This is a genomic window from Nonomuraea gerenzanensis (assembly GCF_020215645.1).
Taxonomy (GTDB): Bacteria; Actinomycetota; Actinomycetes; order Streptosporangiales; family Streptosporangiaceae; genus Nonomuraea; species Nonomuraea gerenzanensis.
In genome coordinates, this window is the sequence record NZ_CP084058.1 from 11435923 (window position 1) to 11455695 (window position 19773).

The 19773-nt window shown below is 60.3% G+C and carries 30 protein-coding genes and 1 pseudogene; 3 read left to right on the forward strand and 28 right to left on the reverse strand.

The window, feature by feature from the left end:
- Nucleotides 1–461: 461 nt before the first annotated feature.
- Nucleotides 462–668 carry a hypothetical protein gene (locus LCN96_RS53285; RefSeq protein WP_225270010.1) on the reverse strand — a complete coding sequence of 69 codons (207 nt, stop codon included), beginning with the start codon at nt 666–668 and terminating at the stop codon, nt 462–464.
- Nucleotides 669–2145: 1477 nt separating this feature from the next.
- Here LCN96_RS53285 and LCN96_RS53290 point away from each other — a divergent pair.
- Entirely contained in the window at nt 2146–2385 is a 240-nt protein-coding gene (locus tag LCN96_RS53290; RefSeq protein ID WP_225270011.1) for a hypothetical protein, read from the forward strand.
- A 31-nt stretch (nt 2386–2416) separates the two neighbouring features.
- The gene (locus tag LCN96_RS53295; RefSeq protein ID WP_225270012.1) at nt 2417–2758 is read left to right on the forward strand and encodes a DUF4190 domain-containing protein; all 342 of its coding nucleotides are present in this window, start codon (nt 2417–2419) and stop codon (nt 2756–2758) included.
- Between the two features lie 42 nt (nt 2759–2800).
- Here the strand turns inward: LCN96_RS53295 and LCN96_RS53300 are convergent, their stop codons facing one another.
- The 5 genes from LCN96_RS53300 to LCN96_RS53320 form a co-directional block, all read right to left on the reverse strand.
- On the reverse strand, nt 2801–3562 hold the full coding sequence (locus LCN96_RS53300; protein ID WP_225270013.1) for a hypothetical protein: 762 nt from the start codon (nt 3560–3562) through the stop codon (nt 2801–2803).
- 255 nt (nt 3563–3817) lie between these two features.
- Entirely contained in the window at nt 3818–4933 is a 1116-nt protein-coding gene (locus LCN96_RS53305; RefSeq protein ID WP_225270014.1) for a radical SAM protein, read from the reverse strand.
- 25 nt (nt 4934–4958) lie between these two features.
- Complete coding sequence (locus LCN96_RS53310; RefSeq protein WP_225270015.1) at nt 4959–5291, reverse strand: hypothetical protein; 333 nt, start codon at nt 5289–5291, stop codon at nt 4959–4961.
- A 350-nt stretch (nt 5292–5641) separates the two neighbouring features.
- A complete protein-coding gene (locus LCN96_RS53315; RefSeq protein WP_225270016.1) occupies nt 5642–5965 on the reverse strand; it encodes a hypothetical protein in 324 nt (107 codons plus the stop codon).
- A 180-nt stretch (nt 5966–6145) separates the two neighbouring features.
- Nucleotides 6146–6544, reverse strand: a complete 399-nt coding sequence (locus LCN96_RS53320; RefSeq protein WP_225270017.1) for a hypothetical protein — start codon at nt 6542–6544, stop codon at nt 6146–6148.
- 350 nt (nt 6545–6894) lie between these two features.
- Here LCN96_RS53320 and LCN96_RS53325 point away from each other — a divergent pair, with 350 nt between their 5' ends.
- The gene (locus LCN96_RS53325) at nt 6895–8142 is read left to right on the forward strand and encodes a transcriptional regulator (RefSeq protein ID WP_225270018.1); all 1248 of its coding nucleotides are present in this window, start codon (nt 6895–6897) and stop codon (nt 8140–8142) included.
- Between the two features lie 170 nt (nt 8143–8312).
- Here the strand turns inward: LCN96_RS53325 and LCN96_RS53330 are convergent, their stop codons facing one another.
- The 22 genes and pseudogenes from LCN96_RS53330 to LCN96_RS53435 form a co-directional block, all read right to left on the reverse strand.
- Complete coding sequence (locus LCN96_RS53330; protein ID WP_225270019.1) at nt 8313–8879, reverse strand: RNA ligase family protein; 567 nt, start codon at nt 8877–8879, stop codon at nt 8313–8315.
- Between the two features lie 553 nt (nt 8880–9432).
- On the reverse strand, nt 9433–9957 hold the full coding sequence (locus LCN96_RS53335) for a hypothetical protein (RefSeq protein WP_225270020.1): 525 nt from the start codon (nt 9955–9957) through the stop codon (nt 9433–9435).
- The gene (locus LCN96_RS53340; protein ID WP_225270021.1) at nt 9947–10324 is read right to left on the reverse strand and encodes a DUF6915 family protein; all 378 of its coding nucleotides are present in this window, start codon (nt 10322–10324) and stop codon (nt 9947–9949) included. Before LCN96_RS53340 ends, LCN96_RS53335 begins: the two co-directional genes overlap by 11 nt.
- Entirely contained in the window at nt 10321–10686 is a 366-nt protein-coding gene (locus LCN96_RS53345; protein ID WP_225270022.1) for a hypothetical protein, read from the reverse strand. The genes LCN96_RS53340 and LCN96_RS53345 overlap by 4 nt, the downstream gene beginning before the upstream one ends.
- Complete coding sequence (locus LCN96_RS53350; RefSeq protein ID WP_225270023.1) at nt 10683–11126, reverse strand: DUF7296 family protein; 444 nt, start codon at nt 11124–11126, stop codon at nt 10683–10685. The genes LCN96_RS53345 and LCN96_RS53350 overlap by 4 nt, the downstream gene beginning before the upstream one ends.
- 11 nt (nt 11127–11137) lie before the next feature.
- A complete protein-coding gene (locus LCN96_RS53355) occupies nt 11138–11314 on the reverse strand; it encodes a hypothetical protein (protein ID WP_225270024.1) in 177 nt (58 codons plus the stop codon).
- A 2-nt stretch (nt 11315–11316) separates the two neighbouring features.
- Complete coding sequence (locus LCN96_RS53360; protein ID WP_225270025.1) at nt 11317–13113, reverse strand: DNA polymerase; 1797 nt, start codon at nt 13111–13113, stop codon at nt 11317–11319.
- A 51-nt stretch (nt 13114–13164) separates the two neighbouring features.
- The gene (locus LCN96_RS53365) at nt 13165–13614 is read right to left on the reverse strand and encodes a hypothetical protein (protein ID WP_225270026.1); all 450 of its coding nucleotides are present in this window, start codon (nt 13612–13614) and stop codon (nt 13165–13167) included.
- Nucleotides 13615–13622: 8 nt separating this feature from the next.
- On the reverse strand, nt 13623–13838 hold the full coding sequence (locus LCN96_RS53370; protein WP_225270027.1) for a hypothetical protein: 216 nt from the start codon (nt 13836–13838) through the stop codon (nt 13623–13625).
- A gap of 22 nt (nt 13839–13860) precedes the next feature.
- Nucleotides 13861–14067 (reverse strand): hypothetical protein, encoded by a 207-nt coding sequence (locus tag LCN96_RS53375; RefSeq protein ID WP_225270028.1) that lies wholly within the window; start codon nt 14065–14067, stop codon nt 13861–13863.
- A gap of 75 nt (nt 14068–14142) precedes the next feature.
- Nucleotides 14143–14352 carry a hypothetical protein gene (locus LCN96_RS53380; protein WP_225270029.1) on the reverse strand — a complete coding sequence of 70 codons (210 nt, stop codon included), beginning with the start codon at nt 14350–14352 and terminating at the stop codon, nt 14143–14145.
- A 17-nt stretch (nt 14353–14369) separates the two neighbouring features.
- A complete protein-coding gene (locus LCN96_RS53385; protein WP_225270030.1) occupies nt 14370–15035 on the reverse strand; it encodes a hypothetical protein in 666 nt (221 codons plus the stop codon).
- Nucleotides 15036–15797, reverse strand: a complete 762-nt coding sequence (locus LCN96_RS53390) for a metallophosphoesterase (RefSeq protein ID WP_225276260.1) — start codon at nt 15795–15797, stop codon at nt 15036–15038. It abuts the gene before it with no gap.
- On the reverse strand, nt 15794–15940 hold the full coding sequence (locus LCN96_RS53395; protein WP_225270031.1) for a hypothetical protein: 147 nt from the start codon (nt 15938–15940) through the stop codon (nt 15794–15796). The genes LCN96_RS53390 and LCN96_RS53395 overlap by 4 nt, the downstream gene beginning before the upstream one ends.
- Nucleotides 15940–16338 (reverse strand): hypothetical protein, encoded by a 399-nt coding sequence (locus tag LCN96_RS53400; protein WP_225276295.1) that lies wholly within the window; start codon nt 16336–16338, stop codon nt 15940–15942. The genes LCN96_RS53395 and LCN96_RS53400 overlap by 1 nt, the downstream gene beginning before the upstream one ends.
- Nucleotides 16235–16471, reverse strand: coding sequence for a DUF3310 domain-containing protein (locus LCN96_RS57610; protein WP_225270032.1), 237 nt, complete (start codon nt 16469–16471; stop codon nt 16235–16237). The genes LCN96_RS53400 and LCN96_RS57610 overlap by 104 nt, the downstream gene beginning before the upstream one ends.
- Nucleotides 16472–16537: 66 nt before the next feature.
- Complete coding sequence (locus LCN96_RS53410) at nt 16538–17200, reverse strand: toprim domain-containing protein (protein ID WP_225270033.1); 663 nt, start codon at nt 17198–17200, stop codon at nt 16538–16540.
- Nucleotides 17201–17213: 13 nt separating this feature from the next.
- Nucleotides 17214–17402 (reverse strand): annotated as a pseudogene (locus LCN96_RS57615) (hypothetical protein); the annotation flags it as partial.
- The gene (locus tag LCN96_RS53420; protein ID WP_225276296.1) at nt 17374–17766 is read right to left on the reverse strand and encodes a hypothetical protein; all 393 of its coding nucleotides are present in this window, start codon (nt 17764–17766) and stop codon (nt 17374–17376) included. The pseudogene LCN96_RS57615 and the gene LCN96_RS53420, both read right to left, overlap by 29 nt.
- A complete protein-coding gene (locus tag LCN96_RS53425; protein WP_225270034.1) occupies nt 17763–17909 on the reverse strand; it encodes a hypothetical protein in 147 nt (48 codons plus the stop codon). The genes LCN96_RS53420 and LCN96_RS53425 overlap by 4 nt, the downstream gene beginning before the upstream one ends.
- A complete protein-coding gene (locus LCN96_RS53430; protein ID WP_225270035.1) occupies nt 17906–18763 on the reverse strand; it encodes a DnaB-like helicase C-terminal domain-containing protein in 858 nt (285 codons plus the stop codon). The genes LCN96_RS53425 and LCN96_RS53430 overlap by 4 nt, the downstream gene beginning before the upstream one ends.
- Nucleotides 18764–18950: 187 nt before the next feature.
- Nucleotides 18951–19730 carry a RecB family exonuclease gene (locus LCN96_RS53435; RefSeq protein WP_225270036.1) on the reverse strand — a complete coding sequence of 260 codons (780 nt, stop codon included), beginning with the start codon at nt 19728–19730 and terminating at the stop codon, nt 18951–18953.
- Nucleotides 19731–19773: the final 43 nt, after the last annotated feature.

The following is a 19773-nucleotide window of genomic DNA, read 5'->3' on the forward strand; positions in this document are numbered from 1 at the left end:
CCACTACCGGAGAAGGAGTTACGAACTCCGTCACCTTGATAGTCGAGACCTGAGCCTGAGGAGTGTGCGTTACATCCCTAGTCGCCCACTGAGTAGTCGTTTGATACTTCAACTCAGTGCGGTACTCGGTGGAGAACTGCGTCACAGTGCTCCAGAGAGTGGCCGTGGGCGTGTACGTCGGATCCACTGGGCTAGGAGTGCTGGTCCAGATAGTTTCCGTCGTGGTGACAGGCGGCCCAGACACTGTCTGGGTTACTGTCGGGCAGGTGACGTAGACCCAGTTTCCGTATTCGTCCTGGGCCATACACACCACTACTGGTGTAGGAGACTCTGCAGGTTCCAAAGGGAACCCTCCCAACTCGCCACTAGCCAACGGCTGTGTCTTCCGTTGTTTGCAACTAGTGGCTAGTGCCCTGGCCGAGATCGCTCCCGGCCAGGGCTGTCGGGAGATGCAAACTCTGCTATTGCATCTCGCCGAACATCTTGCGAGCGAGCCTCTCATCATGTGTCGTGATGAGTGTTTCCATGCTCGGAATGCCGCTTCCGGCGTACTCGGTCAATACCAGGATCTTGAATAGTTCCTGCTCCTGCACGAGCATTACGTCTCGCTTGCGGAGACGCTTGAATCCGAGCTTGTAGAGCCCGTTCACAATGGTGCGCCTAACCATCTCTCACCTCCTCAAAGAAGAGTCGCGATGGTTTATTGTTTCGCCCACAGCGCTAACCTCACTGTGAGCTTGTTCGCCCGTTTAAGGTTGCGAACGCCCGATCTTCACGTCCTGTCGGGTACCCGTATATGACATGGCCATCCGCATCTAGGTTTTCCAGCCGGTTAACTGGTCTTTCGGCGATCCCAAGCGCACAGTGTGAGTGTGCGTCATGGGCCTAAGGCCAGAACCGGATTGGTCACTAGTCACAAGCCGCCTCAGTTAGGGCACGGACACCGCCTTTAAGCGGGCCTCTCCAAGTTGTCTGACGACTAGGCCACTGCGAGTCGGATCAAAGTCCGCTCACTGTCCCACTATTGAGTTCTCAAGAATCGATCGGCTTGTCCGGCTTTCCGTAAGCCCTAACCGCTGACTTTGGTAGTTCCGGCCCGCTTCCGGTTCGGCCTGTCTTGCTGGCCGTTCCGGCGTCCCGTGGTGGCGACAGGCAGAACGTTAGGGCCTGTCTACCAAGTTGCACAACTCCGACTAAGCCATTCTCTACCAAGTTGCAGAACCCTAACTAGGATGTTTCCGCAGCTAGGCGGCACTGAAAGGCCACTCTAAAAGATCTTGAAAACTTTTCTTGGCAGGCTTCCCGCCCCAAGCACCCCTCATAGCGCCCTACAGGGCGTTTCCCCACGTCAAAGCCAGTAGCTAAGCCACTTGCCAGCAAGTCGCCCCAGAGAGCCCTACAGCCCACCCCAGGGCGGCCCTACAGCCCACCTGTGGCCACCTAGCCCACCGCACAGACAGCAACTCTCGGCACAGCCCGCATCACAGGCCCCCACACGCAGCAAGCCACCACTACCGGCCTACTGCGCTTACTTCCTTCCCACACACACGGAGTGAGCCGACACAGAGTCAGCCCCTCACTGCCATGCCGCCCCACAGAGCGGCTCTGTCCTCACCCACTCAGTCAGTGCTCACCAGTGAGCCGGACAGTCACCAGTCTCCGAGTCACGAGTCAGCCCACTTGCCAAGCGGCAAGCAGAGCAGCGCACTGAAACACCCTCAGTTGCACACCCCCTCTGACCAGGCACAACACCAGAGTGCCTGGGGTAATCACTAGGCCGGCCAGCTAGAACCCCGCCGGGGGAGTGGTTCTCGCGAGTCAATACGGGTCTGGGCCTTACTCGGAGTAACCCGAGAGTGCAGGAACTCACTCCAACCTTCACAACTGCTCTCCTGCGCTCCCACGTGGGAGCCTGCGGTAGAGTCTGACTTCGAGTACCACCAAGAAACGGCAAGACAAGTAGCACACCTGACACCAGAGGGCATGACCGAAAAGGATCGGATGGGCGACCTTGAGGCAATGGATGTCAAGACTCCATTGCGTCGCCCGGTTGAAGACTCTGGAGTCGTGCTAGACAACTGAACAACTCGACAGGACGTGACACCGACTCAAGCGGAGGTCACCACGTGCTGCACGAGGTGTTCTATGGGCTGGATCTTGGCCGTTGTGGTCACTGCTGGTATCACCAGCGTCTGTTGGTTGCTCGGTTATCGAATGTGGCTCAACTTCCTGCGTGAAGTGATACGGATTGATCCGAAACTGCTCAAGCAGCTCCCTCCTTCAGCTTCTCCCAGCCGTCTTCGGCTTCCCATCGTGCTCCAGCTCGGGCGCCGGGATGGACAGGCTGTTGACGCGGCCCCAGACAAAAAGACCGAGCAGGCTTGAGTAGGACGATCTCGTGAGATATAGGTCGGCAATGGCCACTCCCCTCCAGCCCGAAGAGCCCGTTCCGTACGGCTACCCCTACAGCGAGCACCCGCCGCCAGCTCCCCCACCGACGCCGCCGGCGGGCTACTGGCAGCCGGCACCGCGGCGCACTGTTCCATCGAGTCGAGCGAAGCTCAGTGTGCTGTTCGGAGTGGTCGGACTCTTTCTTCCTTACGTGGGTGCCGTTCTGGGGATTGCTGCCGTGGTGACAGGTCACCAGGCGCGCAAGGAGATTAGGACTGGCCCGTACCGGGGGTACAACACGGCTGCACTCGGCCTGGTGCTCGGCTATGTCACGCTGCTGGGGCAGCTCGTCATGCTCCTCCGGTGAAGGAGAAACACCCCCGCCTCACAGTGGATGCGGGGGGTGGTCTCACGTACCGATACAGAGTCGATGGCTGAGCCACTCGTGGGCGGCCCACTGCATCTTCATCTTCCACTTGGCCGAGTCTGCCTCAGAGATCTCGGTCCACATGTTCACGCAGCCCTCCGCGAAGACCTTCAGTCCTTCGGCCGGTGCTGCCTGCCAGGCGGGGAGGTCTCGGAACACCGTCTCGGCCTGTTCCGCTGTGTGCCCTCCGGCTATCAGCCGCAGAATCATGCATGCTGGGTCGATCCACCCGGCCCCCTTCGTTGGCCATGCCCAGTCGATGAGAAGGGCGCGGCCGTCCGAGATAAGGACGTTCAACGGGTTGTAGTCGGTGTGGAGGAGGCGGTCTCCTACGAGCCAGTGGAGATCCTCCTCATTAAGGATGTACGGCTTCCAGCGGCTCTCAGCCGTTTTCAGGTCCAGGCTGGGACACGAGATTCGGCCGAGGACGGCCATCGTGTGTTCGATCTTGGGGAGGTCTTCCGACCCTGGCGTGTAGTCGGCGTGTCGGCCGTCTATGTACTCGAAGCCGATCAGGTCCCAGTGTTCGTCTTCCTCTACCCGCCACTGGACGCGCGGAGAGATCGAGGCCACGTACGGCCCGATGGTCCACTCCATGTCTTGCGTCCAGCGCCTCGGGTACGCACGCTTCAGGCCCTTGACGAAGAACTTGTCGAACTCCGTCTCCAGGATCAGCGCGACGGCCGAGTTCATGCCCTCGGATGCAGTTTCCGCGTTCATGACGCGACCGGTGTACTTCTCCACGGCTGCTCTTGTGGAGTCCGGGAGGTCCTCCCAGTGTGTTCGTTCTACAGTCACACTTCCTCCGTCCTTGAACGCCGGGGGCCGCCCCACGATATCGGTAGGACGGCCCCTGGCCTGCGTCGATGGACTAGTACGGCTGGTCGTCAGACGACGAGCATGAGCACTTCTGCGGACCAGTCAGAGCGTCGATGTCCTGAATCACTTCGATCTCAGGCCTCGGCGCGGGCTTGGTCCCGATCTCAACCATGACTGCGGTCATGTGGCGTTCACCTCCTTCGGGTGTCCGTGCTGGCAGTAGTTCGCCAGAGGGGAATTGGCCTTCCGGTAGAGCTGGACGAGCGGCATGCAGGTCCCACAAGAGCCCTGGAGAGTGCACCCGGTACATCCGCCCTGCCGAAGGAGCAGGGAGTCAGCGATCTCGCCGAGCCGGTACATGCCTTCCGGCCCCTCGGCTACGAGGTCGATGTTGGGCTCTCGGCCGATCTTGCAGATCGAGGCCATGCCGTGCGGATCGACGTGGAAGAACGTGTGACCGGCATTGCAGCCCGTGAATGTCTTCCTCTTGCGGAGGTGCTCCAGCGATTGCGAGGGGAGCGTCTCAGCGCCGCCGTAGATGGTCGGCGACATGTTGACGAAGGTCGAATACGGGATGCCGAGCTCCTCCGCCATGCCCTCCATCCGGGCCTGCTCGTCCGCGTTGTGCTTGGTGACGATCAAACTGAACTTGAGCGGAAGGCCAGCCTCGTGTCCGGCCCTGACACCCTTGATGAACTTCCTGTAGGAGCCAGGCCGACGAGTCAGGCTGTCGTAGCTGGCCTCGGTCGCGCCGTAGACGCTGATCGTGATGTCGTGCGGCCGGTGCTCGGTGAGCATCTCGAGAATCCGCGCGTCGTGGAGCTTGGAGCCGTTCGAGAGGATGCTGATCATCATGCCGAGCTCGAAGCTGAGCATGTAGGTCTCCCGGAACAGCTTGTCGATCGTTGGCTCTCCTCCGGTGAGCTGGAACCAGAGGACTCCGAGAGCCTGGAGATCCCGGATCATTTTCTCCCTGTCCGGCCACTCCAGCCCCTCGAATTTCTTGAGGCCGAGGTAGCAGTGTTCGCAGTCGTAGTTACAGCCGAGGTTGAGTTCGTAAGTCGCTCTGACGTAGCCGTACGAGCTCGGCTGGCGGACGAGGACCTTGTCCGTGAAAGGCTCCAGGTCGATGTCTCCCCACACGGAGGAAGCGGCCTCAGGAAACCAGGCCGGAGAGTCGGCCGCGGCCGAGAGCTCCAGATACTTCGCCTCGGAGATCCGGATGCCTCCTCGACGGCCAGGGCTTAGCGCGAAGTACTCCCCGTCCAGGTACGGGCTGACGATGACGGTGTGCATGCTGCGCAGTCCCTTCGGCTTGGGATCAGGTGGGGAAATAGCGCTTGTGCGCCGAGCAGCTCGGGCCGGCGCAACGAGGAGCGAAGTCGTAGCCAGCCAGACGGCGGATCTCAGGTAAAACCGGGAAGATCGGCCAGCGTGCAGCCGACGCGATGACCATGAGCGGAAACCCGATGGGGCCGATGACGGCCCACTGGCGTGACACGATGAGCTGCTCTCGTCTCCGAGCCTTGCAGCCGCCACACATCTTCGAGACGTCTCGCTGTGTGAGCCGATCTATGGCCTCGATCGTCGGCAAGACAAAGAGCCCGATGCCGGTCAGCCAGATCAGGAGGAGGACGTCCGTCGGCGCGATCACGACGTGGCCCTCTTCCGGTGGTTGTGCGAGGCGGAGAGTCGTTGCCAGGTTCGAGCGGCTGGCCCGTACGGTCCTCGGGCGGTAATCAATTCACGCCCGTTCGAGGTGCGGTGCTTGACGAAATACTCGCTATTGCCCCATGTGCATAGGACGAACTGCTCACAGCAGGAGGCTTCAAGTATCACGACGTACCTATTCGGGATGTACGGCTCCCAATAACGCATAACAGTCACTCCTGCGGCGCGGCGGCCAACCGGGGAAGTGTGGGCCGGGAAGGACCGCCGCGCCTGATCGAGGGCTCGGGGCGAGAGGGTTGACCTTCCGGCCCCGGAGTGTCTTACGGCCGGGCGCTAGAGAATCATGCCGAGCTTGCGCCAGTCGTCGCCGGACGCCCGGAGGTCGCCCGGGTGCTCCTGGTCGCGTACGGAGTAGGCGTCGTGGTCGTTGATCCGGGCGTACTCCAGGCCCATCCCCTCGACCGCCTCGTAGCGGTCCTCGTCCACGTCGTACTCGTACAGGTCCGCTTCCCCGTCCACCTGCGCGAGGCCGGCGCTTCTGCCGAGGACCGCGCCCAGCTTGCGGAAGGCGTCACCGGCGTTCCGGATTTCGTCCTCCTGTCGGCCCTTGACGCGGACCGCGTAGTCATCGGTGTCCCCGATCGGCGCGTACTCCAAGCGGGTACCTTCGAGCGGCGCCCACTTGTCCTCTGAGACTTCGACCCTGTGTAGGTCGGGCTCGATCCTGGCCGACATCGTGTTCTCCTCGGGGTTAGTTTCTTCGGTTGTGCCGGACGCCAGGGCCCGGCTTGGACTCCCCAACCCGTCGAAGCCGAGGGCAACGACGGGCCGGGGAGGCTATATAGATCTCTCCTTGAGGGTGCGCACAATCCTCCTGTAGTCCTCAGGGGAGACCACGCCTTTTCCGGTCCAAAATAGGTCTGACTGCTGGGCTGCCCAGGGTTCCCACATGTTTAATACGGCGGCCAGGTCTTCAGCACCCAATGCTTGTTGAGCTGACAGCAGTGGGATGCCATCGACAAGCACTTTCGTTAGCAACGCCATTTGATAATGGTGACTGGTTAGCTGAATGGCGGACACCCATGACAGCTCAGAAACTCGATATCTGATGTTGCGGCCTTGAGCAGGAACGGTCACTAATCGACGCCAGTTGCTGAACTGCGCGACGAAGGTGAAGTCGAGTGCCTGGCGACAGGTCACGACATCCCGTGGGCTAAGGTCCTCATCCTGCCGCATGCCACTGGCCCTTGGCCGAGACGACTGAATCGTGGTTCCTGATCAGGCTCAGGACGACCTTCCCGTGCCGGTAACCGGTAGGGCGCATCGTGGTGTCGAGCCTGACAAGCTGGACGAAGCCCGCCGAACCTACTGGTAGGTGATCAAGGGCTTGCCTTAGACGTTCTTCGGCTCTAGCGGCGTAGTTCGTCACTCCGCACGACCCTCTACTGTCCCTGTCGCTGGCTTCCCAGTTGAAGAGGCGGTTCGCATCCGAATTCACGACTTCATCACAACGCTGGGTAGCAGGCTCAGACCAGGAGAGACTAGAGGAGAGAAGCGGAGAGTCCCCCATCTGCGCGAGGTGTGCCGTGAGCGATCAGAGGAAGAAGCTGCCGGCGTGGGCTGTCCGCTTGAAGGCGGAGCGAAAAGCGCGCTTCTGGTCCCAGAAGGACATGGCAAGACAGCTTGTTGAGGCTGCTCCTCCTGATCTGCGGCTTCCGCAGCGAACGTCCATCATGCGGGAGATGCGTGATTGGGAGGCTGGGAGGTGGAAGCCGAGCGACATATACCGGCGCTTGTACGCCATCGCGTTCGGCATGGATGAGTTGGATCTCTTCGCCGATCCATGCAAGCCGTCAGGGAAGAGCCCTGAGGAGGTTCTCGCGTCGATCATGCCGGACGGTGACCCGCTTGTGCCTCTTGCTCTCAAGGCTGGCCGCCGAGTTGGGAAGAGCATCGTCGACGACTTGACTGCCCGCGTTCACAGCTTGCGGCTAGCCGACGATGTGCTCGGGGGTGAGGACCTGATCGGCCCAGCCTTTCGTGAGCTGGATGCCGCGGTGCGGGTCTACCGGGAGTCGATCCACACTGAGGACACTGGCCGCAAGCTTCTGACTGTCATTGGTGAATGCGCGCAGATCGCTGGATGGGTAGCCTCTGACGCCGGCGAGCATGGTCAGGCCGAGCAAACGTATGCCCTCGGTATAAGCGCTGCACGAGAGGCGGGGGACGCTGTCCTCGAATCCAACCTAATCGGCTCTCTCGCCTATCAGATGTCCAACATAGGGGATACGGGCAATGCGGTAGCGCTGGCCGAGGCAGCGGTAAAGACAGCCGGACGACACTCTCCAGGCCGCGCCCGTGCTCTTGCTTGGGATCGCCTGGCCTGGGCTCATGCCCGAGACAACGATGCTCAGTCCGCAATGCGTGCCCTCGGGGAGGCCAGCACTGCTCTGGGCGGCGACCGCGTGCAGGACACCCCTGGCTATCTTTATTGGGTGGATGCGGGAGAGCTCCAGGTTATGGAGGCCAGGGTCTACACCGAGTTGCGTCGCCCGCTCCGAGCGGTACCTCTCCTATCGGATGTACTGGCTCGGTACGACGCCACCCACACGCGAGAGCTGGCTCTGTATCTGTCATGGCTGGCGGTGGCGCTCACAGACGCGAACGAACCGGAGGAAGCAGCGCATACCGCCCGCCGGATGCTTGAACTATCCGGAGATGTGGCAAGCGACCGTACACACACTCGCTCCTTGGTTGTGCTCAGCAGGCTAGAAACGTACGCAGATGTGCCGCAGGTGCGGGAACTGCTCACGGACTATCCACTCGGCGCATAACCCTTCAACGGGCCTAGATACTTTGGAAAGCAGAAAGGGCCCGGAGGAATCCTCCGAGCCCTTTCTTGTTCAGTCCTCTACTTCGCCAGCTTAAAGCCGAGCAGTAGACCGGCGATGAAAGTAATCAAGCAGGGAACGATGATTGCTTCATCGAAGCTCATGGCCATCCCTTACTTGTCCAGAATGACCTTGAATATCTGGTTCGCGGCCGTGTGGTAGAGGCAGATGCCTTCGGGGCGGGTCCAGCCCGGAACGGCTTTGGAGCCATTGAGCGCCAGGTCCAGGAGCGCGGTCTCCACACTGATCAGACTGTACGGGCCTTGGTAGAGCACGGGCACGACGCCCAGGCCCGGCACCGAGGTGCCTGCCGCGAGCTGGGTGCTCCACTTCGCAGTGTTGAAGAGGCTGAACCGCTTCTCCTTGAGCCCGTACGTCCTCTGGATGCCGGCGCCCCACCACTCGCCGTGGTGTCGTCCAGGGCCCAGCTCGGCGACCAGGCCGTCGCGGTGCTCACGAACCCACGCCGCGAAGCCGTAGTTGTCCTCCGACTGCCAGGTGGCATCATCGAGTCCCCGCGGCCCCATCGGCAGGAGTCTCTTGCGGCTCTGGGCACCCACCTGGCCATCCTCGGTGATGACGATCGCAGCATTGGTGCCGTCGAGCTTCTCAGTGATCACGCAGTCCTTGAAGAGCCTGGGTGTCTTCGGCCACGGGTGAAAAGTGATCTCAGTAGTCATTCAACCTCCCGGTAGTAGTTGCCTTGGTCCCCATATCCATGAGTTCATCCACCACGGCCCGCCCTTCGTGTGACCGCAGGTGAGGCACATGGTGGGCATCCATCGCCCCTCCACATCGCGGATGTAATGGGGATGGGTGGCGTAGTGGCCTGGCTCGATCAAGCAAGGGCTCCCCGGATGCCCAGGGAGCCACCAGCAGAAGTCCGGCATGCAGGGCTGCAAGCTCAGCCGCCACCACTGCTTGAGCGAGAGCCGAACCCGCCACGCTGTATTACGGTCCCGGTACGGCTCTTGATGCCTGTATTGGCTGGCCGGACGGTTGTTCCGCCTCTCACATAGCCACTGGAGTAATTGCCGCCGTAGTACCACATGTATGTGTTGTGGGATCCGCCGCTGCAGTAGCGGTCATCTACGACTCGATACCCATCGCCAACTGGGTTGCGTTCCACGCAGTCAGCGGTGACATCGGAAGTGCCACATCCGGACATGACTAAAGCGGCGACGGTTCCCACCGTGAACAGTTTTACGTCACGGCTTACTTTCCGCCTTAATGTCACTCGTGCTCGTAGGTTTCGACGGCGATGCGGTCGCGGTATACGGTCACCTGGGCGTGGTCGCCGAACTTCTCATACAGCAGCTCTTCAAAGTGGCCCTTTTCCATGGCGTGTGTCAGCTCTGAGAAGGCGTCATAGTCGTCATGGCGGGGGATCTCGTCTCCGTACTTCTCCCACCTGCCTCCCCAAGAACCTTCATTTCTCACCCATCGCCTTGGATAGCCGCCCTCGATGAATACGCTGTAGATCGTGTGATACTCGTCGTCGTCCCACTCGTCTGCCGCTGCCTCCGCCCGGTCATTGACCTTGATCTCCGGGACATGAACGTCAAACTCGCAAACGTCGCCATCGTTGAAGTAGGGCGTGTACTGCTCCCAACGAATGGCCTCCACTCGAGGCGACTCGACCAATGGGCGGAGCAGTTCACTGAACCGTTCCTCGCCCCACTGCTCAACGCCAGCGCTCGATCGGGGAAAGACAGGCTCGCCCACAATGGGCAGGCCGGCAAGAGTGCTATTGGTCATTACGCTCCTTCAGAAGGGTGGAGAGGGGGACTTCCTTGAGGACACTGCCCGACATCCAGGCCTGGATCGGCATGCCGTCGATATAGTCCTTCGGGCTGGGGATCCAGCCGAGATCCTCAAGGATGTGTTGCTCTGCGATGAGTCGGACAGGCACTTCAACAGACTTGCTGTTCTTCTGCACAGTGATGGTGGTACCGAAAAGTTCTTGGCACAGCCACACGCCAAGGGTGTGGTGATAGATACTGCGATGCCTTACGTCGCCAATTACTTTCTTAGATGAGTCGATGAACTCATGAATGGGAAGGTAGTCAGAGACTTCTCCTCCCCATCGCCGCGTGCACGACTTAGCGTGGTAGTAAGAGTTCACAGATGCTGCTCGATGAGATCGGCGATCTCAGCGAAGCTCAGGCCGTTGTCGTTGTGGCCAGCGGCTGAGCTGGAAACATAGTCGGGGCCTTTGACGTGGGGAAGTTCGGGGTTGCTACAGTCGAGGCCTGCCCACTCGCGTACACGCCGGTCCTCGACGACCGTGTACGAGTTGCCGAACCAGACGATGCCATCGTCATCCACCCTGCGCTTGATCACCCCTCGCTTCTCCGCGATATCGCACAGAACTCCAAGGCAGCAGTAGCCTCCTGTCTCGGGGTCGAAAAGCCTGGCCTGGGCCTGCTTGTATGCGCCACTCCTCAGCGCCGCCAGCCACTCCGCCTTAACCTCGGGATTCATCATGCGGACTCCAGTTCCTTAGCGGTCTTTCTCGTGCGGGTCTTTTTTGGCTCTACGGCCTTCTGTTCTTCCGTGCGCTTCCAAGGCTTGATCTCGGGAACTTCGTCCTTGACGAAAACGGCGTCAATGTCGCCGTTCTTGTAGTGGATGAACATCTCCGGCTTTGCACCCATCCAAGGCCACTGCCAGCGCTCAATCAGACGTATCGGCGTGCCGTAGTAGGAAGGCTCCTCATCGCCCTCATCATCTCCCCATTTATCGGACCAGCGATTTCCACAGCAGGGGCAGTCACCGGCTCCGTCAAAATAGAGTCCCAGTTCCTCGGCTGTCGAGTTTGCCGCCTTGGCGGAATCGGCTTCGATCACAACGAGGGCGCTGATGCCGCTGTCCTGGTAGTCGAAGTGGCCATATGAGTTGTTCTGGGAGTACTCAAAGAAAGGCAAGCGGTTTTCCTTCAGTTGTCGGCAGTCAGGAGAATTGCGGTGCTGGCGAATGTGATCGCGCTGACGATCAGGACGTACCAGGTGATGAACCAGGCAATGCCTTCAACGTCGAAGGCCAGTGCGGTAACGGCGAGCGCGAACATGATGCCCGCCACAATGAGAGAGAAGACTTTCTGCCCTCTGGTCATGTCTATTCCTTCATGTAGAGGCTTCCCCAAGATCGCCTACCGATTTCGGGGTCAGTCGCTATATCGACACCTCGCAACGTCATTTGCATGTGGTGTGCAATCGACTGAGAAAGTTCCTTCGCCTCGTCTTGAGGCAGTGAGCAGACGACCTCATCGTGGATTGGCAGTCTGAGATAGTCTGTGAGGCCTGCTTTATCGAGGTTGAGGAGTGCCATGCCGAGCACGTCGCGGCTGCTCGACTGAATCATGTAGTTCAGCGCCGAGTACGGCCTTGTGCGGTCAACAGGAAGAACTCGTCCTGTGATTGTCGTTATGAAGCCGTCTCGTCGTGCGAGTCGCTGCAGCTTTTTCGAGTAGGCCGATACACCCTGGTAGGTGGCGTCAAAGGCCTTGCCGACCCGCTCACACACGGAGAGAGGTAGGCCAGTTGCTTCCGCGAGGGCCTTGGAGCCTCCGCCGTACACGCGCTGGAAGTTCGCCAGCTTGCCGACCTTCCTGTCTACGCCTGCGGCGTCTGCGGTCATCTGATGGAGATCGGCGCCCGAGGCAAACGCCTCGCGCATCACCGGATCTTCAGACAGGGCTGCCAGGACTCTCAGCTCCATGGCGATGTAGTCGATGGAGCCGATGACGTGCCCTTGCTCGGCGAGGAAGGCACTTCGGATCATGTGCTCTCCGGAGGGGAGAGTTTGAAGCGCCGGCCTCGTGATACTCATCCGGCCTGTACGAGCCTGGAGTGAGTTGATGCTGCAGTGAATGCGGTCTCGCGAGTCCTTCAGCTCGAGGAAGGCGTCAACGTATGTCACTCGCCACTTCGATGCCCGCCGCGCCTTCTGGATCGCCTCGGCGAGCTGGTTGCCCTCTGCTGCTAGGGCCTCGAGTTCCCGCTTGTCCGCCTGCGCCTGGCCAGTCGCGGTGAACTTCCTGGGCACCCAACCGTCCCTCATGAGGGCCTCTGCTACCTGCTTGGGCGAGTTGACGTTCTCCAGTCCGAGAGCTGCTGCTCTGTCCTCGTACAGCTCTTGCTCGTCGAGCAGCTCGTCACTGAGTTGTTCCAGGTACTCCGTGTCTACGAGGAAGCCTCGGCGCTCCATGTGCGCGCATACGCGGGCGAGCTGGTGTTCGTACGCCACCAATTTTCGTGAGCTGGTGGGTACCCGCCGTTCGAGCTTCTGAGCCAGGATCGAGGCGAGGATGGGATCCATGCCTGCGTACAGTTGGTAGCCCTCGTGTTCGAGGGGTACGGAGCCCCAGAACCTCGCCTTAGTGGTCTTCAGCTCCTTCGCCATGCGGGCGACTGAGCCTTTGACATCCTGGGCTGTGGCGTGGTCGACGAACGCGGCCGTCAGCTCTTCCAGGCCGTGACCGATACCGCCTTCATGTGCTGCTCGCGGGTCAATGAGGTGGCTGAGTATGCGGCTATCGGTGGTCTTCCTGTAGGTGAGCTCCAGGGGTACGCCGAGGTGCTCATCTGCCGTCAGGAGATCAAAGGTCGCGTTGTGGCAGTGGAGCCGCTCAGCGATCTCAAGCGTTCGGCGCGCGTACCAGGCGTAGCGCGCTCCCTTCTCGATGGGCAGGACCCACGACTCGCGTGAGTTACCGAACTGGGCAAGTCGCACTCGGAAGCCTGGAGAGTAGATGTTCAGTCCGGTGGTTTCGGTGTCGAACCCGAGCACTGGGTTTCTTACCGCCCACTCAGCGAACAGCCGGAGGTCTTCCTCGTCCTCGGTGACATTGATCCGGACGGGCGAACCGCGGATGCGGTAGTGAAGTTGCCTTATGGTGCCTCCCGCAGGCATGAAGAAGGAGGCCGACTCAGCGCCGGCCTCCCTCGATCGGTCAACGAGTGACTACTTGACCCACACCGGGGAGCACTGCTCGTTCTTGTCCTCGGCGGGACAGAAGTAGGCCTTCCATGCGCCCTTGGCCGATGTGCCGGTCCGATACGTCATCTCGCCGTGCTGGCACGTCTTGCTGGCCACGCCGGGCGGGTTCGAGCGGGAGGCAGTGCGGCCGCCTGACGAGCCGCCCGTGCTGAACGCGGCGGCGGCCTTGGTGACCTTGTGCTGCAGCCCCTTGGAGTACACCTCGTCAAGGGTGTCCTCGGCTTCGTCAACGCTGCCCGCGTGGATCACGATCCACGGGGCCTCAAAACCAGGGCCGCCCTTCAGAGTGATGACGACCTTGCCATCGTCGGTCAGCGTCAAGGACTTCCTTTCTTTCGTCGACTCATCCCATGGCATCTCATCGCCCTCAGGATCATCAAAGTTGAACGGGTCATCGAGGAATGGGTCGTGCATACTCGCCCCTACAGGGAGTCGGTGACGTACTCGGCGCGCGGGGGCAGCTTCACCGACCGCGCATACAGCGCGTTGTCGAGGTCGCTGAAGAAGTCCTCTGCGGGGCCGGTGTAGTTCTCCCGGGTATTGGTGGGGAACCAAGTCAGAACGCCGCGCAGTTGCTGCGCTTCAGCCTCGGTGAGTTCGATGGTGATCGTGCGCGTCGTGGATTCAGTGGTCTTCATAAGGTCTCCTTGAGGTGGTGGATTAGCGGATGTAGTCGGCGCGCTTGCCGTAGCCGATCTTGAGGTTGTAGAAGGCATCGGAGTACTTGCTGGAAAGCTTGTAGTACTTATCCGACGGCGACTCGCTCGACTTCACCGGGTAGAAGACGATGAGCGAGTGCAGCTCCTGGACCTCGTCCTCGGTCAGCTCGAGCGTGATAGTGCGGGCGTTCTTCTCGGAAACGTTCATGACTTCCAATCCCTGAAGTAGAGGTACTCGATCAAAGAGACAACGCAGAACACAATGAAGAGTCCGATGACGAACTCAGGCACGCTTTGCTGACACCGTGAGCGCGTGGTTGAAGAGCTGGTCGGTGTACCACTGCGCCTGATACTCATCGAAGCCAGCGTCCACGAAGGTCTTCTTGATCTGCATCATCTCCTGCGCGAAGGCGCTCATGGGGTGCTCCACCTCCACGCCAAGAGCACGGGCGACGAGATTGGTGAGGTCCTTCTCAAACTGCTCGTTGTTCATTCCTGCTCCTCATAGCCTTAGTAATTCGTTGATGTGTGCTGCTGGGCTTGAGCGTTGCTCATGGCCTTTCGGGCGCCGGGGCCTTCGTAGTCCCAAGGGGTGCCGGCGCGAGTGCTGCGTGTGCCCTCATTGAGGTAGAGAGTCACCAGGCGAAGAGCATGGCTGATGTACTTCTGCTCCTGACTAGTGAGGTCCTCACGGTCCCGGTACTTCTTCTCAATGACCCGCAAATGAGACGGGCGGAGCTTGGCGACAGCCGCTTCTACATCGAACATGTCGGCGTAGATTTGCGTGTGCGCGGCCCAGAGCTCGAGCTCTTCGCCGAAGGCCTCTAGCGAATCTTCCTGCCCGTCCCACTCTGGCTGCTTCCAGCCGTTGGGCCAGTTTCCTGGGTCGTAGTACCGGCTCAGGAGTGTTTTGACTTCGTCGGCCGAGTACACGTACTCGTCGTAGAAGTGCAAGATGCGGCTGGCTTCATTCTGGCAGTGCCGGTATCCTGCCCGCTTCATCGCTTCGTAGAGCAGCCCGCCACTGATGCTGCGATACCGCTGAGGCTGCTCGCACATGTCGAGCATGATTGCCTGCGCGATGTCCTCTGTCTCGAATCGCTGATAGCTATTCGCTACGATCCGAGCCGCACTGACTGCGTCGTCCCAATACTGGGATGGATCGTAGTCTCGCACCTACTTTCCTCCGTACTTGAACCCGTCCACAGAGAACGTCTTGTCCTTGTGAATAGGGATCCCCTGTGGATGCACGTAGCTTCCGTCAATATCCAGAACACCGAACCCTTGCTGCCAGTTCGCGCCGCCGTTCTTCAGGTAGTGGGCCTTCTTTAGGTCGCAAAGATGGCCTACTTCGAAACCGGTGAGGGTTGAGATTTTGCCTTGGTAGCCGAACGACTCGCGGGAGATCGCAAGTCTGTGCGTGTGCCCCATGGCGACGCTCTTGCCGATCTTGTTGGCAGCGTTCTGAGCTGTCCTGCCCGCGATGTGGCTGATGGAGAAACCGAGGTGCCCATGCGTGATCGTCCAGTCCTGGGTGATGTCGTAGAACCCTTTAATGAGGGTGACGTCGTAGGCCTGGAAGTCGAGGAGCTGGTCTAGGTCGAAGTCTCGCGACTCTGCGAGTGCCGGCGCGTACTTCGCGAGGTAGGCCCGCGGCCGTAGGTCGTGGTTGCCTTCGATCACCTTGATGGGGCCGGAGTATGCTTCTCGCAGTTCGGCGAGATACTTCTTTCCTAGCTCGCTGTCCTGGTAGATACTCCCCTCGAATTCAGCCCGTGTTGCCTTACTCCAGGTTGATGGTTGGGGGAAGTCCATGAGATCGCCGACATGGACAACTTCGGCGGGCTTGGTTTGCTTGATGAAACCAATGACGTTCTGCAGAGCACGCTTGTCCTCGTAGGGGATTTGCGTGTCCGAGATGATGACGACGCGCCTCAGGTGTCCCCCTCGGCGATCTTCCCCGCGATGCTGAGCACGACGGGTGTGAGCTTCAGGGCCTCTTCATATGTAAGGCCGCGAGTGACGAGGGCGTTGTAGGCCATCACACTCATGTCCGCTGCCTCTTCGATGATTTCTTCCATCAGGACACCAATTCCTTGCTTTCCCAGTCCTTTCCTCTGACGTAGCCGACATGGAGCCACAAGTCATAAGAGCCCCAGGTGTCCGCGTCCTCATGTGCCATGAAGCGCCCGAGGCTGATGTAGTTGGTGGGGCCGGGGTCGTCGGCCAGCCTGTTCACGAGGTAGTTGAGGAGTCGCTTGATTTCCTCGGCAGTGGGTGTGCCATAGCCCGCGTGTGGGCTGGCGTATACCCATCCCTTCTGTGCGTGCAGTACAGCCAGTTCGTGGGGTGTCAGGCTCCATTCCCCATCGATGTCAGCCGACAGTGCTTCCTTGGTTGTCTCCGGAGTTCTCAAGCCGGTGAATTTCGCGGTTGGCGTACCAGACAATCTTGCGAAGATCCTCGATAGGATTTTCATGTTTGAGTCCTGCCCTCCACGCATACTTGATGATGTTTCCCACGTTGAATGGGAAGTGCTCTGCGATCTGGATGCACTCGATTCCAGATGGATGGCTTGTGTAATGCTCTGGGTGGTTGACCAGGTCAGTCACAGGGGGAAGTCCCAGCAGGGGCAGTTGTAGTCATTGCAGCCGCTGTGGTCGTCATCCCAGTCGTCTTCAGGTGTTCTCTCCATCTCCGGGTAGACCACGGCCATTGATCTTTCCCTTCAGGGCTTGGGGCCCGTGTTCGAGCACGAACGAGTTGACGTCTCCGCCAGTCATCGGCACTATGCGCGCGGTGTCGAGGCTTCGCGCGACCGCCTGGCCGAACTCATGACCGGCTTTGTCGTCGTCGATCAAGACGAAAACGGTGTCGTACTGCTTGAAGAGCAGATGCCAAACGGGCTGCCATGAGTTGGCACCCGGCACGCCCACGGCGGGCAGTCCGCATTGCTGCGCCGTCATGGCGTCTATCTCGCCCTCAGTCACACACACCTTGCTGTACGGCAGTGTGAGGGCGGCAGTGTTGTAGAGGCGGGTCATGTCGCCGGCGACTGTCAGGTATTTTGATCCTTCGCCATCTAGCCGCCGGAATCTGATGCTGGTGACGGAACCATCTGGGGTTAGGTAGGGGATGGCGAGACACCCGTGGTACATCTCATGTCCCGGAAAGGGGTCTTCGACGTACCCGAGGTGATGTCGTTCGATGGTTGCGTCTGTGAGTCCTCGTTCTTCGGTGAGGTACTTCTCTGCGGGCGATGCCTTGATGCTCGCGTTGTACCTGATCGAGGCTTCTTCCATAAACGCCCTCAAGGAATCTGAGGGCACCAGCGTAGTCAAGGTCCTCCTTTCTTCTTGCTAGGGCAATTGCGTCTCCTTTGAAGCCGCATGCGTGGCACATGAGGCCGTAGCCGTTGGTCCTGGCGGACGGTCGGTCCTCCTCGTGCACGGGGCACAGGATCGTCGTCCATCTACCATGTTGCATAATCGGCTCAAAAAATATCCCGTAGTGCTCAAGCACCGGGGTCAGCGGGAGATCCATCAAGGAAGTCCTTGTAGTAAGCCGCCGCCATCCTCCGGAAGAACCAGAGAGGCACGATGGCGAGTCCGTCGCCCGTGGGCCTCCCTCGCCTCTTCAGCGAGATCACCCACTCGTCGACGCTCTTGTTAGCCGCTTGCTCCGCTGCGTCTTCTGCAACCTGCCAGATGGAGATGCGTGCAACGTCCTTGCACTGCACGGCAAGGGGGACGGGGCCTGTGTCGATGTCGGCCTGGTCCTTGCCTCCGTGCCGTTGTCCGTTGCGGCCCCAGACGAAGCCTGCTTCGTTCATGTACCGGCAGTTGTCGGATTCCCAGCGGTAGCCGCGTCGCTTGTTCGCTCGGTTGCGGCGCGCTATCTCGCTCAACCAGCCGTCAGCCTGTTGCTCCAGTAGGCGTCTATCGCCTTGCCCAGGATCCAGTGATCTAGGAACGCCGCTGTCCAGCCGTTCGGAGGTTTCTTTCCTCCCGCACGCCAGCGCTCCCACGAACTGAGATCGAGGTTGGTCACGTGAACTCCTCCATCAGTCGGCGGAACCCGGGCTCCAGCTCGAGGCCCGTGTCCCGGTCTTGGTCTTGGATGGTCATCGTTGACAGGTCGCAGTCCAAGACGACGGTGAATTTCGCTGCGCTGCTTGCTCGGCCGCCACGGTTCTTGACGATGGCGATGCCTAGGCCTTGCCCTCCGAACTCGTCCTCTTCGGTGAAGAGGGTGAGGCACATCTGAGGGATCTTGCCGACCTTGCCACGTAGACCGCTGAGTGGGATCGGTCTTGTTCCGTCTTCCCACTCACCCGTGACGTGGTGAAGGACGATGACGCAGGCCTGCGTCTGCCGCGCGAGGTCTTTCAACCAGCCGAGGACGTTTTCTTGCGCGACGTGTGTCTCTGCGACTTCGTCGTAGACCACGTCTCTCAAGTTGTCGACCACGATGACTTCGGGCCACCGCCCGTAGAGATAGGCGTAGGCCCGTACGTTGTTGTCGATATCGTCGAGTGTCGGGGCGGCGTTGAAGTCCATCCGCACCATGTCAAGCCGCTCGTTCAGCAGCTTGTCGTAGTCGGCCGTCTCTCCCTTCTCCATGGCTTCGAGCACCTCTGCCAGCGGAGTGCCAGTGAGGATGCTGACTGCTCGGGAGTACTGCTCGCTCTCGTCGGAGTCCGCGCTGAAGTACATGCCGCGGGCGCCGGACTTGAGCAGGAGAGTGGCCACCAAGGCGGACTTGCCTCCGCCGGGTGCGCCGGCCACTAGGACCAGTTGGCTTCGCCTGAATTGTGCCCCGACGAGAGCCAGGGTCTTGAAGACGACGGGGAGTGGTTTCCCGGCGTTCTTCGCCCTGGCTCGGGCTCTGGTGATGAGGTACACCAACACCTCTTACTTAGTTTCTTGGCTGTCCACTATTCAGTTCTCAATCCCGCTAGGCGGGGCGCGTGCACGTGGCCGGTACTGGAGCTTTGCGGCTCCCTCTCGGTGTGACTCGGACCATAGCAGGTTCCTACCAAGTTGCAAAACCCTGATTTTTTTACCCGACCGCAGTCGGGCGTCAGTCGTGCTAGTTGCTCCGGTAGACGGGGCAGTGGTGCTTCACGGGGCAGCTCCAGCAGTTGTCCGAGCTGGGGTTGGGCATGTAGATCCCGGCTCGTTCCGCCTGGTCCATGTCGGTGAACCAGCGTTCGAGGAGGGGCTCAGAGAAGCTGCCGAGGTCGATCGGATCAGTTGGTTGCCCGTCCTTGGCCATGTAGTAGTCGCCCCAGTCGGCCTCAACGCCGAGGACGTCTCTTAGGCCGCGCTGGTACACCTTGAGCTGTACGGGCAGGTGAGGGGTCTTGGTTCCGGTCTTCAGGTCGCGCACGAAGGGTGTGCCCTCGAAGTCCTCAAGGACGAGGTCGATGTAGCCGAGGACCCGTACGCCGCCGATCTCGGTCTCCACGCCGACCTCTACCGCCGGTTCGCCGTCGGGCAGTGTGAGGGGCTTGAGGTGATCCTGCTTGGCGTATTCGATGTATCCGACGACTTGTGATCGGCCTGTCCTGTAGCGGTCCTCGATGTCTGTGGTCGTGGACTTCCGTCCGCCCCGCAGCCACTGGTTCAAGTTGGGCTGCTCTTCTTGCGCCTTGGCTATCAACTGATCCCATGTCGCGGTGAAGACCTGGAGTGCGCCGAGAACCGGCATGGTTCGCTTGGAGCGCTCCCACGCTTCGACTGCCTTATGGACCGCTGTTCCTTGGAAGGTCCATGCGGCGGGAAGCTGATCCACTTGGTCTACTCGCTTGAGCTTGTAGGCGAGTCCACAGCGGGAGTACTCGAGTAGCTGGCTAGCTGACCTGTGCAAGACGGGCCTCCTCCTTGCGAGTCACAGCGGCGGGAAATGGGCC

Coding starts and splice junctions, on each gene's coding strand:
- LCN96_RS53285 (WP_225270010.1), bottom strand. CDS start 668: ATGGTTAGGCGCACCATTGTGAACGGGCTCTACAAGCTCGGATTCAAG.
- LCN96_RS53290 (WP_225270011.1), top strand. CDS start 2,146: ATGGGCTGGATCTTGGCCGTTGTGGTCACTGCTGGTATCACCAGCGTC.
- LCN96_RS53295 (WP_225270012.1), top strand. CDS start 2,417: ATGGCCACTCCCCTCCAGCCCGAAGAGCCCGTTCCGTACGGCTACCCC.
- LCN96_RS53305 (WP_225270014.1), bottom strand. CDS start 4,933: ATGCACACCGTCATCGTCAGCCCGTACCTGGACGGGGAGTACTTCGCG.
- LCN96_RS53320 (WP_225270017.1), bottom strand. CDS start 6,544: ATGCGGCAGGATGAGGACCTTAGCCCACGGGATGTCGTGACCTGTCGC.
- LCN96_RS53330 (WP_225270019.1), bottom strand. CDS start 8,879: ATGACTACTGAGATCACTTTTCACCCGTGGCCGAAGACACCCAGGCTC.
- LCN96_RS53335 (WP_225270020.1), bottom strand. CDS start 9,957: ATGACCAATAGCACTCTTGCCGGCCTGCCCATTGTGGGCGAGCCTGTC.
- LCN96_RS53345 (WP_225270022.1), bottom strand. CDS start 10,686: ATGATGAATCCCGAGGTTAAGGCGGAGTGGCTGGCGGCGCTGAGGAGT.
- LCN96_RS53355 (WP_225270024.1), bottom strand. CDS start 11,314: ATGACCAGAGGGCAGAAAGTCTTCTCTCTCATTGTGGCGGGCATCATG.
- LCN96_RS53360 (WP_225270025.1), bottom strand. CDS start 13,113: ATGCCTGCGGGAGGCACCATAAGGCAACTTCACTACCGCATCCGCGGT.
- LCN96_RS53365 (WP_225270026.1), bottom strand. CDS start 13,614: ATGCACGACCCATTCCTCGATGACCCGTTCAACTTTGATGATCCTGAG.
- LCN96_RS53370 (WP_225270027.1), bottom strand. CDS start 13,838: ATGAAGACCACTGAATCCACGACGCGCACGATCACCATCGAACTCACC.
- LCN96_RS53375 (WP_225270028.1), bottom strand. CDS start 14,067: ATGAACGTTTCCGAGAAGAACGCCCGCACTATCACGCTCGAGCTGACC.
- LCN96_RS53380 (WP_225270029.1), bottom strand. CDS start 14,352: ATGAACAACGAGCAGTTTGAGAAGGACCTCACCAATCTCGTCGCCCGT.
- LCN96_RS53395 (WP_225270031.1), bottom strand. CDS start 15,940: ATGGAAGAAATCATCGAAGAGGCAGCGGACATGAGTGTGATGGCCTAC.
- LCN96_RS53400 (WP_225276295.1), bottom strand. CDS start 16,338: ATGAAAATCCTATCGAGGATCTTCGCAAGATTGTCTGGTACGCCAACC.